10 protein-coding genes are annotated in these 14105 nt (G+C 72.4%); 8 read left to right on the top strand and 2 right to left on the bottom strand.

Annotated elements, in window-relative coordinates; genetic code table 11:
* Positions 1-52: 52 nt before the first annotated feature.
* The 6 genes from AC6CKD_RS27620 to AC6CKD_RS27595 all read left to right on the top strand — a co-directional run bounded on the left by AC6CKD_RS27620 (position 53) and on the right by AC6CKD_RS27595 (position 6990).
* Positions 53-1204: an ABC transporter ATP-binding protein gene (locus AC6CKD_RS27620; RefSeq protein ID WP_498330872.1), complete on the top strand. Its 1152-nt coding sequence runs from the start codon at positions 53-55 to the stop codon at positions 1202-1204.
* Complete coding sequence (locus AC6CKD_RS27615) at positions 1201-2130, top strand: ABC transporter permease (protein ID WP_498330871.1); 930 nt, start codon at positions 1201-1203, stop codon at positions 2128-2130. Before AC6CKD_RS27620 ends, AC6CKD_RS27615 begins: the two co-directional genes overlap by 4 nt.
* A complete protein-coding gene (locus tag AC6CKD_RS27610; RefSeq protein ID WP_498330870.1) occupies positions 2130-2936 on the top strand; it encodes an ABC transporter permease in 807 nt (268 codons plus the stop codon). The genes AC6CKD_RS27615 and AC6CKD_RS27610 overlap by 1 nt, the downstream gene beginning before the upstream one ends.
* Before the next feature lie 22 nt (positions 2937-2958).
* A complete protein-coding gene (locus AC6CKD_RS27605; RefSeq protein WP_498330869.1) occupies positions 2959-4377 on the top strand; it encodes an NAD(P)/FAD-dependent oxidoreductase in 1419 nt (472 codons plus the stop codon).
* 182 nt (positions 4378-4559) lie between these two features.
* Positions 4560-5018: a hypothetical protein gene (locus AC6CKD_RS27600; RefSeq protein WP_498331016.1), complete on the top strand. Its 459-nt coding sequence runs from the start codon at positions 4560-4562 to the stop codon at positions 5016-5018.
* A gap of 151 nt (positions 5019-5169) precedes the next feature.
* Positions 5170-6990: a chitinase gene (locus AC6CKD_RS27595; protein WP_498330868.1), complete on the top strand. Its 1821-nt coding sequence runs from the start codon at positions 5170-5172 to the stop codon at positions 6988-6990.
* Here the strand turns inward: AC6CKD_RS27595 and AC6CKD_RS27590 are convergent.
* Both AC6CKD_RS27590 and gabT read right to left on the bottom strand, forming a co-directional pair.
* The gene (locus tag AC6CKD_RS27590) at positions 6975-7841 is read right to left on the bottom strand and encodes a phosphatase PAP2 family protein (RefSeq protein WP_498330866.1); all 867 of its coding nucleotides are present in this window, start codon (positions 7839-7841) and stop codon (positions 6975-6977) included. The two genes, AC6CKD_RS27595 and AC6CKD_RS27590, sit on opposite strands and share 16 nt — an antisense overlap.
* Positions 7842-8006: 165 nt before the next feature.
* Positions 8007-9341, bottom strand: coding sequence for a 4-aminobutyrate--2-oxoglutarate transaminase (gene gabT, locus AC6CKD_RS27585; protein ID WP_498330864.1), 1335 nt, complete (start codon positions 9339-9341; stop codon positions 8007-8009).
* 241 nt (positions 9342-9582) lie between these two features.
* Here gabT and AC6CKD_RS27580 point away from each other — a divergent pair, with 241 nt between their 5' ends.
* Positions 9583-12012 (top strand): ATP/GTP-binding protein, encoded by a 2430-nt coding sequence (locus tag AC6CKD_RS27580; RefSeq protein WP_498330863.1) that lies wholly within the window; start codon positions 9583-9585, stop codon positions 12010-12012.
* A gap of 192 nt (positions 12013-12204) precedes the next feature.
* Positions 12205-13785, top strand: a complete 1581-nt coding sequence (locus tag AC6CKD_RS27575; RefSeq protein WP_498330861.1) for a PucR family transcriptional regulator — start codon at positions 12205-12207, stop codon at positions 13783-13785.
* The last annotated feature ends 320 nt before the right edge of the window (positions 13786-14105 follow it).

Below are 14105 nucleotides of genomic sequence, written 5' to 3'. Positions count from 1 at the left end.
ACCCGTACCGGCACCTGCCCCTTCCACGACACACCACCGAAGGCCCAGGCCCATGACTGACAAGACCGAAGGCGGCGACGTCCGCCTCGCCGGGATCAGCAAGCACTACGGATCCTTCACCGCCGTGCACCCGCTGGATCTCACCATCCCCCAGGGGTCCTTCTTCGCCCTGCTCGGCGCCTCGGGCTGCGGGAAGACCACCACCCTGCGCATGATCGCCGGTCTGGAGGAGCCCTCCACCGGCACCGTCAGCCTCGGCGACCGCGAGGTCACGCACCTGCCGCCGTACAAGCGCCCGGTCAACACGGTCTTCCAGAGCTACGCCCTCTTCCCGCACCTCGACGTCTCGGAGAACATCGCCTTCGGGCTGCGCCGCCGCGGCATCAAGTCGGTCAAGAAGCAGGTCGACGACATGCTGGAGCTGGTCCAGCTCGGCCAGTTCGCCCAGCGCAAGCCGCACCAGCTCTCCGGCGGCCAGCAGCAGCGCGTGGCCGTCGCCCGCGCGCTCATCAACCACCCGCAGGTGCTGCTCCTCGACGAGCCGCTCGGCGCCCTCGACCTCAAGCTGCGCCGCCAGATGCAGCTGGAGCTCAAGCGCATCCAGACCGAGGTCGGCATCACCTTCGTGCACGTCACGCACGACCAGGAGGAGGCCATGACCATGGCCGACACGGTCGCCGTGATGAACGGCGGCCGCGTCGAGCAGCTCGGCGCCCCGGCCGACCTGTACGAGAACCCGAAGACGACCTTCGTGGCGAACTTCCTCGGCACCTCCAACCTCATCGAGGCCGAGGTGCTGGAGGCCGGCGCGTCCGACGTCGTCGTCTCCTCGGCCGGTACGAAGCTGCGCGTCCCGGCGGCGCGGTGTTCGACCACACCCCGCGCCGGCGGCAAGCTGCTGGTCGGGGTGCGCCCGGAGAAGATCTCCCTCGTCCACGCGGACGCGGAGGACACGGTCGCGGCCGGCCGCAACAAGGTCGCCGGCAAGATCGCGGCCACCTCCTTCATCGGAGTCTCCACCCAGTTCGTCATCGACAGCCCGGTCTGCCCGGAGCTGGAGGTGTACGTGCAGAACATCGAGCGCGACGCCCGCCTCGTCCCCGGCGCCGACGTGATATTGCACTGGAACCCGGCCCACACCTTCGGCCTGGACGCGGCGCAGGACATCGACGCCGGCATCGAGACGGTCGAGGAGAGCGCGTGACCGCCCCCGCGACCCTGCCCGAGGTCGCCGCTTCCGCCGAGCCCCCGGTGCACAAGCCGTCCCTGAAGAAGCGCCTGGTCCCCTACTGGCTGCTGCTCCCGGGCATCCTGTGGCTGCTCGTCTTCTTCGTGCTGCCGATGATCTACCAGGCCTCGACCTCGGTGCAGACCGGCTCCCTCGAAGAGGGTTTCAAGGTCACCTGGCACTTCCAGACGTACTGGGAGGCCTTCGCCGAGTACTACCCGCAGTTCCTGCGCTCCCTGCTCTACGCCGGCACCGCGACCGCGCTGTGCCTGCTGCTGGGATACCCGCTGGCCTACCTGATCGCCTTCAAGGCGGGCCGCTGGCGCAACCTGCTCCTGGTGCTGGTCATCGCCCCGTTCTTCACCAGCTTCCTGATCCGCACCCTCGCCTGGAAGACGATCCTGGCCGACGGCGGCCCCGTGGTCGACGTCCTCAACACGGTCGGCTTCCTGGACGTCACCAGCTGGCTCGGCATGACCGAGGGCGACCGCGTCCTCGCCACGCCGCTCGCGGTCGTCTGCGGTCTGACGTACAACTTCCTCCCCTTCATGATCCTTCCGCTCTACACCTCGCTGGAGCGCATCGACACCCGCCTCCACGAGGCGGCCGGGGACCTGTACGCCCGACCCGCCACGGTCTTCCGCAAGGTGACCTTCCCGCTGTCCATGCCGGGCGTGGTCTCCGGGACCCTGCTCACCTTCATCCCGGCGAGCGGCGACTACGTCAACGCCGAACTGCTCGGCTCCACGGACACCCGCATGATCGGCAACGTCATCCAGTCGCAGTACCTGCGCATCCTCGACTACCCGACGGCGGCCGCCCTGTCCTTCATCCTCATGGCCATCGTCCTCGTCATGGTCACCATCTACATCCGCCGAGCGGGGACGGAGGACCTGGTCTGATGAAGAGCGCCACCACCTGGCTGCGCCGCAACCTCGTCGTGATCGCGGGGCTCGGCACGCTGGCCTACCTGATCCTGCCGAACGTCGTCGTCACGGTCTTCTCCTTCAACAACCCCACCGGGCGGTTCAACTACGCCTGGCAGGAGTTCTCCCTCGACGCGTGGAAGGACCCCTGCGGGGTCGCCGACCTGTGCGAGTCCCTGTCCCTCTCGCTCCAGATCGCCCTCTGGGCCACCATCGGCGCGACCGTGCTCGGCGCCGCCATCGCCTTCGCGCTGGTCCGCTACCGCTTCAAGGCGCGCGGCGCGGTCAACTCGCTGATCTTCATGCCGATGGCCATGCCCGAGATCGTGATGGCGGCCTCGCTGCTGGCCCTCTTCCTCAACATGGGCATTCAGCTCGGCTTCTGGACGATCCTGATCGCCCACGTCATGTTCTGCCTCAGCTTCGTCGTCGCCGCCGTCAAGGCCCGGGTGCTCTCCATGGACCCCCGGCTGGAGGAAGCGGCCCGCGATCTCTACGCCGGACCCGTGCAGACCTTCCTGCGCGTCACCCTGCCGATCGCGGCCCCCGGCATCGCGGCGGGCGCGCTGCTCTCCTTCGCGCTCTCGTTCGACGACTTCATCATCACCAACTTCAACTCGGGCAACACCGTCACCTTCCCCATGTTCGTGTGGGGATCGGCCCAGCGCGGTACGCCTGTACAGATCAACGTCATCGGCACCGCGATGTTCGTCATCGCGGTCCTGGTGGTGCTGGCCGGCCAGATGGTCGCCAGCCGCCGCAAGAAAGCACAGCCCAAGTAACACCTGTAGGGAGTTGGAAGACATGGCCCCAGACGCCATGCGCACCGCTGCACGATCTCTTTCCGAAGCGAAGCCGGTCTCGTACTGGCTGGACGACCCCGGCAAGCCCGCCGCCGAGCCCGCCCTCACCGGCGACGAGCACTGCGACCTGCTCGTCATCGGCGCCGGCTACAGCGGCCTGTGGACCGCGCTGCTCGCCAAGGAGCGCGACCCCGCCCGGGACGTCGTACTGATCGAGGGACACGAGGCGGGCTGGGCCGCCTCGGGCCGCAACGGCGGCTTCTGCGCGGCCTCGCTCACCCACGGCCTCGCCAACGGGATGGCCCGCTGGCCGGACGAGCTCGCCAAGCTGGAAGACCTCGGCGCCCAGAACCTCGACGCCATCGAGGAGGCGGTCGCCCGCTACGGCATCGACTGCGACTTCGAGCGCAGCGGCGAGATCGACGTGGCCACCGAGCCGCACCAGGTCGCGGAGCTCCGGGAGTTCCACGCGGAGGCCGCGCGGCTCGGCCTCGCCGGGCGCTCCGAATGGCTGGATGCGGACGCCGTACGGGCCGAGGTCGACTCCCCGACCTTCCTCGGCGGGATCTGGGACCGCGACGGCGTCGCCATGCTCAACCCGGCGAAGCTCGCCTGGGGCCTGAAGCGGGCCTGCCTGGAGCTGGGCGTGCGGATCTACGAGAACACGCGCGGGCTGGACCTGACCGGCTCGGGGGACGGGATGGCCGTGCGGACCCCGTACGGGCGCGTCTTCGCCCGCCGGGTGGCGCTGGGCACCAACATCTTCCCGTCGCTGGTCAAGCGGGTGCGCCCGCTGACCGTCCCGGTCTACGACTACGCGCTGATGACCGAGCAGCTGACCGAGGAGCAGGCCGCCTCGATCGGCTGGAAGAACCGGCAGGGACTCGGCGACAGCGCCAACCAGTTCCACTACTTCCGGATCACCCCCGACCGGCGGATCCTGTGGGGCGGCTACGACGCGATCTACCCGTACGGCGGGAAGCTCGACGCCGAGCACGACCACCGGCCCGAGACGTACCTCAGGCTCGCCGAGCACTTCTTCACCTGCTTCCCGCAGCTGGAAGGAGTGAAATTCAGCCATGCCTGGGGCGGGGCGATCGACACCTGCTCGCGCTTCTCCGCCTTCTTCGGCACCGCGCACGCCGGCAAGGTGGCCTACGCGGCCGGCTACACCGGGCTGGGCGTCGGGGCCACCCGCTTCGGCGCCGACGTGATGCTCGACCTGCTCTCCGGGGAGAAGACCGAGCGCACCGAGCTGGAGATGGTCCGCTCCAAGCCGATGCCCTTCCCGCCCGAGCCCTTCGCCTGGACCGGCATCACGATGACGAAGTGGTCGCTGGCCCGGGCCGACCGGCTGGGCGGGCACCGCAACCTGTGGCTGAAGACGCTGGACCGCCTCGGTCTCGGCTTCGACAGCTGAGGTCGCGATCGGTGTGCTGATCGGGTAAGTGACCTCTGCGCGCCCCGGGCGCACATCGCCCCCGGCGGTGTGACTCGCTTCACTACTTTGGAGTAACGAAACCCGCGTCATACCTGCGCCCGGCCCCGCTCTCTCCTGTGAGAACACTTCACCTCACAGAGAGCGGAGGCCGGACGATGGCGATCCCGGGGGACAAGACGGCAGTGGAATGGCTGGTCTCGGTGGCGCTCGATCCGGACGCCTGCCGGTGGGAGTGGGAGCGCAACCCCCTCGGGGTCGCCCTGCTGCCCGCCGGCCGCCAGTGGGACGTGCTGATCCTGCCGGGGGAGCTGGGGCGCACCACCCTCGACGTGCTGAACGCACTGCTGGAACGGCCCGGCCCGGTGCTCGCCGATTTCGGCGATTCCAGGCTGGGCTTCTTCGTGCCCCCGGGCACGGCGTCCCGCTGGATCGGCACGGGCGTACGGGGAGCCGGACACGGGACCTGGATCGTGGTCCCGTACCCCGGCCGGGCCACGGGCGGGGTCCGCTGGCTCGTGGTCCCGGACGGGCAGGGCACGCTCACCGATCCGGTGGTGCTGGAACTCGCGATGCACGAGGCGGCGGCGCGCGTCGTGGGGCGGGAAGGCGGGGAGTCTTGACAAGAGCATTGGTCTGGACCATCTTGGGCGCCGCTGTGCCTTCCCCCACCGCTTCCCCACGCGCGGCCCGGCTCCATCCCCCCACGTACCGGAGGCAGTTGTGCGCTCCAGCCGTTCCCATCGCCCCACCCGCCCCGCCAGACCCGCCGTCATGCGCTCCGCACTCTCCCTTCTTACCGCCGCCGCCCTCGCGGCCACAGGCCTCCTCGCCACCGGCCGGCCGGCCGCGGCGGCCGACGCGGACCTCATCCGCAACGGCGGCTTCGAAGCCGGCCTCGACGGCTGGAGCTGCTCGGCCGGCAGCGGAGCCACCGTCAGCACCCCCGTGCACGGCGGCACTTCCGCGCTCAAGGGCACCCCGGCCGGGCAGGACAACGCCCGCTGCTCCCAGACCGTCACCGTCAAGCCCGACTCCGCGTACACGCTGACCGCCTGGGTGCAGGGCGCGTACGTCTACCTCGGCGCGACCGGCACCGGGACCACGGACGTGCAGACCTGGACGCAGAGCCCGGGTGCCTGGAGGCAGCTCGTCACGAGCTTCCGTACCGGCGCGAGCACCACCTCGGTGACCGTGTACACGCAGGGCTGGTACGGCCAGCCGCCGCAGTTCACCGACGACGTGACCCTCGTCGGCCCCGACCCCGGCGGCTCCGGACCCGGCGAGCCCCAGATCCCGGCCGCTCCCGCCGGGCTCACCGCGTCCGCCTCCTCCGCCACCGCCGTCGGCCTCTCCTGGGCGGCCGCGACGGGGGCGACCTCGTACAAGGTCTACCGGGACGGCGCCAACCCGACCGCAGTCAACGGCACTTCGGCGACGGTCACCGGCCTCACCGCCTCCACGACGTACTCCTTCCAGGTCAGCGCGGTCAACGCGGCCGGGGAATCCCCCAAGGGCGCGGCCGTCCCCGTCACCACGCCGAGCGGCGGCGGCGACCCCGGCAACCCGGGACTGCCCGCCCACGCCCTGGTCGGCTACCTGCACGCCAGCTTCGCCAACGGCTCCGGCTACGTCCGGATGGCCGACGTACCCGCCTCCTGGGACGTCATCAACCTGGCCTTCGGCGAACCCACCTCGGTGACCTCGGGCGACATCCGCTTCCAGCTCTGCCCGGTCGGCGAGTGCCCCACCGTCGAATCGGCCGCCGAGTTCAAGGCGGCCATCAAGGCCAAGCAGGCCGCGGGCAAGAAGGTCCTGATCTCCATCGGCGGCCAGAACGGACAGGTCCAGCTCGGCACCACGGCGGCCCGCGACACCTTCGTCGCCTCCGTCGGCAAGATCATCGACGAGTACGGGCTCAACGGCCTCGACATCGACTTCGAGGGCCACTCCCTCTCCCTGGCCACGGGCGACACCGACTTCCGCGCCCCCACCACCCCGGTGATCGTCAACCTGATCGCGGCCCTGAAGACCCTGAAGACCAAGTACGGCCCGGACTTCATCCTGACGATGGCCCCCGAGACCTTCTTCGTCCAGCTCGGCTACCAGTTCTACGGATCCGGCCCCTGGGGCGGCCAGGACCCGCGCGCCGGCGCCTACCTCCCGGTCATCCACGCCCTGCGCGACGACCTCACCCTGCTCCACGTCCAGGACTACAACTCGGGCCCGGTCATGGGCCTCGACAACCAGTACCACTCCATGGGCGGAGCCGACTTCCACATCGCCATGACGGACATGCTGCTCACGGGCTTCCCGGTGGCCGGCAACACCGCCCGTGTCTTCCCGGCGCTGCGCGCTGACCAGGTCGCCATCGGCCTGCCGGCCACGACCAACGCGGGCAACGGACACACCTCCCCGGCGGAGGTCGGCAAGGCGCTGGACTGCCTGACCAAGAAGTCCGGTACGAGCTGCGGCTCCTACCAGACCCACGGCACCTGGCCCGCCCTGCGCGGACTGATGACCTGGTCGATCAACTGGGACCGCTTCGGCAACTGGGAGTTCTCGAAGAACTTCGACGCCTACTTCGGCGGCTGACCGGCGCCGCCGCCATCGGGCACGGCGGGGCCGGGGCGAAACCGCCCCGGCCCCGCCTTCCCGCGGGCGGCGCGCACCCCGAACAGGAGCGGCGTGCACATCAGGAGGCTGGCCAGGACGTCCAGGGGCCAGTGGTAGCCGCGCAGGATCAGCCCCGCCGCCGTCAGGGCGGTGAGGGCGGCCGCGAGGGGGACGGGCCAGCGGCCCCAGCGGCCCCGGGCGTACGGGCGCACGAGCAGGGCCGCGCCCACGTACGCCACGTACGCGGTGGCCGTGTGGCCCGAGGGGTAGTAGCCCGAGGCCCAGGGCTCCAGCGGGCCCGGCCGGCCGGTCCACACCTTCAGCGGGACGACGAGGGCCGGCACCAGGGCCATGGCCAGCACCGCTGCCGCCGCGCCCCGGCGGTTGCCGCGCCACGCGGCGCAGCCGGCCGCGAGGAGCAGGACGGGGAGCGCGACCGGGACGTTGCCGAGGTCGGAGAGGCGCTGGGTGAACGCGTCGGGGACGGTGCGCACGAGCGCCCGGCTGAGGGCGGCGTCCGGGACCAGCAGGGGCCCGGATACGAGGACCTGCCAGGTGGCCAGGGCGAAGAGCGTGACGCAGAGTGCGGAGATCGCCGGGATCGCGGAGCCCGCCGGGAGGGCGGGGAAGAGAGTGGCCGGCCGCCCCGGAACAGGGGGGGTGGTTCCGGGGCGGCCGCCCGGATCGGGTTGCCGGGCGCCCCGGGGGGTTTGGGGCGTGCGGCCGTCCGATCGGTGAGGAGTGTGCGCGAACGCATGCCCAGTGCGGCGCTGGGGAAGCCCGGTACTGGTGTCGCCCCCGGTTTCCCGGGAGCGGGGTGTCTCACTCATCTGCAGAAACCGTACGCCAGCGGAAGGGGGACCGACAGCGGGAAAACGCTCCCGCCATCGGCCCCCCACACCTTCTTCACAGTGCCCGACCGTTACCCCCGGTAGTGATCGCGTGGTGATCGAGGATCGTGCCCCCGCGTTCTACCGGCTGTGTCAGACGTTCGATCAGAGCGCCGCGAACGCGGCCTCGATGACGTCCAGGCCCTCGTTCAGCAGGTCGTCGCCGATGACGAGCGGCGGCAGGAAGCGGAGCACGTTGCCGTAGGTGCCACAGGTGAGGACGAGCACGCCCTCGGCGTGGCAGGCCTTGGCGAGCGTGCCGGCCGCCTCCGGGTTCGGGGTCTTGGACGCCGGGTCCCGGACCAGCTCGATCGCGATCATGGCGCCGCGGCCGCGGATGTCGCCGATGATGTCGTACTTCTCCTGCATGGCCGTCAGGCGGGCCTTCATGACCGACTCGATCTTCTTCGCCGCGGCGTTGAGGTCGAGCTCCTTCATGGTCTCGATGGAGCCGAGCGCGCCGGCGCAGGCCACCGGGTTGCCGCCGTAGGTGCCGCCCAGGCCGCCGCCGTGCACGGAGTCCATCATCTCGGCGCGGCCGGTCACGGCGGCGAGCGGCAGGCCGCCCGCGATGCCCTTGGCGGTCGTGATGAGGTCGGGGACGATGCCCTCGTCCTCGCACGCGAACCACTGGCCGGTGCGGCAGAAGCCGGACTGGATCTCGTCGGCGACGAAGACGATGCCGTTGTCGTTGGCGAACTTCACGATCGCCGGGAGGAAGCCCTTGGCGGGCTCGATGAAGCCGCCCTCGCCGAGGACCGGCTCGATGATGATCGCGGCGACGTTCTCGGCGCCGACCTGCTTGACGATGTTGTCGATCGCCTGGGCGGCGGCCTCGGGGCCGCAGTTCTCGGCGCCGGTCGGCCAGCGGTAGCCGTAGGCGACCGGGACGCGGTAGACCTCGGGGGCGAACGGGCCGAAGCCCTGCTTGTACGGCATGTTCTTGGACGTCAGGGCCATCGTGAGGTTCGTACGGCCGTGGTAGCCGTGGTCGAAGACGACGACGGCCTGGCGCTTGGTGTACGAACGGGCGATCTTGACGGCGTTCTCGACGGCCTCGGCGCCGGAGTTGAACAGCGCCGACTTCTTGGCGTGGTCGCCCGGGGTGAGCTCGGCGAGGGCCTCGCAGACCTCCACGTAGCCCTCGTAGGGGGTCACCATGAAACAGGTGTGGGTGAAGTCGGCGAGCTGCGCGGCGGCGCGGCGCACGACGGCCTCGGCGGAGGCGCCGACGGAGGTCACGGCGATGCCGGAGCCGAAGTCGATCATGCGGTTGCCGTCGACGTCCTCGATGATGCCGCCGCCCGCGCGGGCCGTGAAGACGGGGAGCACGGAGCCCACGCCACCGGCCACCGTCGACAGGCGGCGCGCCTGCAGCTCCTGCGACTTGGGGCCGGGGATCGCGGTGACGATGCGGCGCTCCTGCGGGACAGCGGTCATAGGGGGCTCCTGGGGGGTGTTTTCGGACGCACTCGTGTCTTTGTCCGCAGGCTAGGCCCGGGAGGCGGGGTCCTGCATGCTCCGTTCGGGAGTGGTGCCCGCGTGTCCTTGTCCGTGACGGCCATAGGAAGGAATCCGCGCATGTCTTGTGGATCATGGCCGGGTACGGGCCGCGGGGCGGCGACGGCCACTAGATTGAGCGCGCAGCGCAGCGCGGCACCGGGCAGGGGGCAGGGGATACATGGACACCGACGGCACGCACGGCGGGGACCGCGGCAGGTACGGCGGCTCGCCCGATGTGGGGCCCGGCGGTCCCCAGATCCCCCGGCCGGCCGGCCCGCCGCCCTCGCCGCCGCGACCGCTCACGGCCCCGCCGCCGCCCGCGTACGCACCGGGAAGCCCTGCCGCGGGCGTCCCCGCGGCTCCCGCGGGGGCCTCCTTCACCGCTTGGCTGAGCACCCCGCGGCCGGAGACGAAGCCCGGCATCTGGCGCTACGCCTACACCCCGGCCGTGCCGAAGCCCGCCACCAACGGCCGGTCGCTGATCACCCGGGTCGTGGTCTCCTTCCTCGTCTTCTTCGTGTGCTGGCAAGCCTTCCTCGACAAGAACCTCCCCCTCGACGGATCCCCGCTCTACTACTTCACCCCTGACAGCTGGTGGACGGGCAACCTGGTCAAGGCGCCGATCGACCACCGCGGCCAGGCGGCCGGTCAGTTCTACGAGCTGCTGGTCACCGTGGGCCTGTTCCTCGGCTTCGCCAAGCTGGGAGGCTGGCGGACCGCCTTCGACCAGCTGATCGCCGCCCGAGGCCCCTGGTACCGCGCGACGGGCGCCGCGGCAGGAGCCCTCGCCGTCGTGCTGCTGATCCAGAACCCGACCCCGATCCTCATGGTCTATCCGCTGGTCTTCGGGCACCTGCCGTACGCGGAGCTCGGCGAGACGGGCGGTGCGGTGGTCACGAACGTCCTCTACGTACTGATCTACGCACCCCTCCTCCTCTTCTTCGCCCGCCTCGGCGGCTGGGCCGCCTTGCTGAGGGGCCTCCGGTCTCCCGCACTCCCCGACGAGCTTCCGCGCACGGCGGCCCCGGGCGGCCCGGACTCTCCGGCCGGCTGGCCTCAGTTGCGGGCCGCCGGGCTGGTGGAGTCCGCGGACCGGCTGGCCGCGGAGGCCGCGGCGGGGCGGATGAACGACGTCGACCACGCACGGATCCGACGGGCCTGGGAATCCGTGCGGGCCGATCCTTCGCGGCGCCCCGCCTTCGTGGAAGCCGTACGGGCGAAGGGCGCGGCCGCCTGCGGCCATCCGTCGGGCGCCCGCGATCTGCCCGTCCGCGCGGCCTCCCACGACCTGACCGTCGGGCAGGTCCGGCTCGGCCGGGTCACCGGTGCCGAGCCGAACCCCCGGGAACGCCGCGGGACCGGGCTCGCCCTCGACCCGGGTGTGCTGGGCACGTCGGTCCTCGCCGTCGGCCCCTCGGGCTCGGGCAAGACCCACCGCCTGGTCAGGCCGGTCGTGGAATCGCTGGCCCTCCAGGCGCTGGCCGGACAGGCCGCCGTGATCGCCGTCGGCGCCGCGGGAGCCCAGCTCGGGCCCGACGACGCCTACGACATCGTGGTGCGCCTGGGCGACCCCGCATCCGTCCACGATCTCGACCTCTACGGCGGAACCGGGGACGCCGACGAGGCGGCTTCCTTCCTCGCCGAAGCCTTCGTGGGCGATCTGCCGGGCGTCGACGTACGCCGGTCGGCGACGGCACTCACCCAGATCCTCGGCCCGTTCCACGCCGTCCACGGCCGTTTCCCGACCGTGCCCGAGCTGCGGGCGCTGCTCGAACTGCTGCCGGCGGCGGTCGAGGCGCTGCGGCACGAACTGGAGGGTTCGGGGCAGCAGGCCATGCTGCGCGAGCTCGACACCCGGGCGCGGCAGCACGGCGTCCACGGCGACCCGGGACCCGTTCTCGCCGACCGGGCGGCGCTGCTGGACCGGCCGGCGTTCCACGGCTTCTTCGACACCACCGGCGGCGGCCGGCCCTTCTCCCTCCGCGCTCTGGAACACCCCGTGCGGGTCCGTGTGGACCTCCCCGAGCGCGCCCATCCGGATGCCTCCCGGCTGCTGGCCCGGCTGCTCCTCGCCCAGTTCAACGCGGCGGCCGCCGCCCGTGCCGACCGCTCCCTCTTCGCCCTCCTGGCCCTTGACGACGCTGCGCACACCCTCACCGCCGAGGCCGTGCGCGGCATGCACGGCCTCCGCTCGGCCAACGCGGGAGTCCTGCTGGCGCTGCGCACCCTGGACGACGTACCGGAAGCGCTGCGCACCCCGCTCCTCGGAGCTGTCGGCTGCCGGATGGTCTTCTCCGGGGTCACCACGTGGGACGGCAAGTGGTTCGCCGACGCCTGGGGGACCGAGCTGGTCGAGACGCGGGACGTCACGACCCGTACGGTCTACGCCGACCAGCCCTTCACCCGGGCCGTGCACGCCGTGCGCAAGGTGATCACCGGCAAGGCCGTCACCACGGACGCGGTCACCGTGCGCCAGACGGAGCGGGAGCGCTGGTCGGCCTCCGCCCTCGCCAACACCGTGCCCCCCGGCCACGCCGTGCTCTCCCTCACCTCCGTCCGCGGCGAGCGGGCCGCCCCGCTGCTGGTGCGGCTCGGAGGACGGGAATGAGGGCGGGGCGGGCGGCGGGCGGGGCCGGGCGGGGAGGGGGCGGGCCGGACGAGCCGGACCCGTACGGGGTGGCAGAATCGAGGGGAGCCGTTCGTACGACACGGCGAAAACCGCGGTGGTGTTCCACGGCGAGAATCCTCCGTCGGCATCTCGCCGCCGAACCCCTCCTCTCCCTAAGGCGCCCCGGTACCCATGCCGCTCACCCTCGCCTCGCTCGTCCAGCACTCGGCGCTCAAACTCAGCGTCCGGGCCGGGGAGGGCCGCCTCGACACTCCCGTGCGCTGGGCCCACGTCAGTGAGCTCGCCGACCCCGTCCCGTACATGGAGGGCGGGGAGCTGCTCCTCATCACCGCCATGAAGCTGGACGCTGAGGACCCCGAGGAGATGCGGCGCTACGTACGCCGGCTCGCCGCGGCCGGGGTCGTCGGGATCGGCTTCGCCATCGGCGTGAACTACGACGCCGTGCCCGAGGCCCTCGTCGAAGCCGCCACCGCCGAGGACCTGCCACTGCTGGAGGTGCCCCGGCGCACCCCGTTCCTCGCCATCAGCAAGGCCGTCTCCGCCGCTCTCGCCGCCGACCAGTACCGGGCCGTGACCGCGGGCTTCGAGGCGCAGCGCGAGCTGACCCGGGCCGCACTGTCCGCCGACGGGCCCGCCGAACTGCTGACGAAGCTGGCGGCGCACGTGCACGGCTGGGCCGCCCTCTACGACACCTCGGGCGCCGTCGTCGCGGCCGCGCCCGACTGGGCGGCGCGCCGGGCCGCCCGGCTCACCCCCGACGTGGAACGGCTGCGCGAGCGCCCGGCCCCCGCCAGCGCCGTGGTGGGCGGCTCCGAGGACCGGGTGGAGCTCCAGTCGCTGGGCACCGGGCGGCGGGCGCGCGGAGCCCTCGCGGTCGGCACCGGAGCCCCGCTCGGCACGGCGGAGCGGTACGCCGTCCACTCCGCGGTGGCCCTGCTGACCCTCACCACCGAACGCTCCCGCTCCCTGCACGACGCGGAGTCCCGGCTCGGCGCCGCCGTGCTGCGCATGCTGCTCGCCGGCCAGGCGGAGCACGCCCAGGCCGTGGCCGGGGACCTGTACGGGGCCCTGCTCGACGCGCCGTTCCGGATCCTCGTGGCGGAGCCCGCGCTGGCGGGCACGGCCCAGCCGGAGGGCCTGGCGCTGCTGGCCGACGCGGTGGAATCGGCGGCGGCGCGCACCGGGGAGACCCTGCTGGTGGTGCCGGAGCCCGGCCGGCTCGTGGTCCTGGCGGCCGACGGGGGCTCGGCCGTCCAGGCGTGCGCGGAACACGCGGACGCCCTCGAATCGCGCCGCGGCCGGGAGTCGGGCGAACCGGAGCCGGACGAGCTGGTCCTCGGCCTGTCGGCGCCCGCGGCGGCCTCCGGCGTGGCGGCGGCCTTCAAACAGGCCGACCAGGCCCTGGCCGTGGCCCGGCGGCGCGGCCGCCCCATGGTCGAACACGAGGACCTCGCGGCGGGCTCCGTCCTCCCGCTCCTCGCCGACGACGCGGTACGGGCCTTCGCGGACGGTACGCTCCGCGCGCTGCGCGAGCACGACGAGAAGGGCCGGGGCGACCTGGTGGCCTCCCTCCAGGCCTGGCTCTCCCGCCACGGCCAGTGGGACGCGGCGGCGGCCGACCTCGGCGTCCACCGCCACACGCTGCGCTACCGGATGCGGCGGGTGGAGGAGATCCTGGGCCGCTCCCTGGACGACCCGGACGTCCGCATGGAGCTGTGGCTCGCCCTGAAGGCGACTTCGACCCCGGCGTAGCCCCGACCGGGGAGCCGCCGCTGCGCGGGGCCGTCCCCCACCCGCCCTTCCACCGTTCCCCCGCTCCGCCCGGACCCGGTCCTCAGGGGCCGGGAACATTCAGCCTCGCCGGCGTTTGAGGCGCCGGGTCCGGGGCGGAGCCCCGGGGAACGGGCGAAGGGCGGGTAGGGGACCAACCCCCGCGCAGCGGCCGCCCGCGCACGGCGCAGCCGAGCCGCCCGGAGCCCCGTACAGCCCCCGGCGGGGCCCCGCACGGGCCGGGCCGCCCCCGACACTGACAAAGCGGCGCGCCGCGCCACGCACGTACTCCACCCCGGACA

It is taken from the genome of Streptomyces sp. GQ60, assembly GCF_059758875.1.
This window is presented reverse-complemented; position numbering and strand designations above follow the sequence as displayed.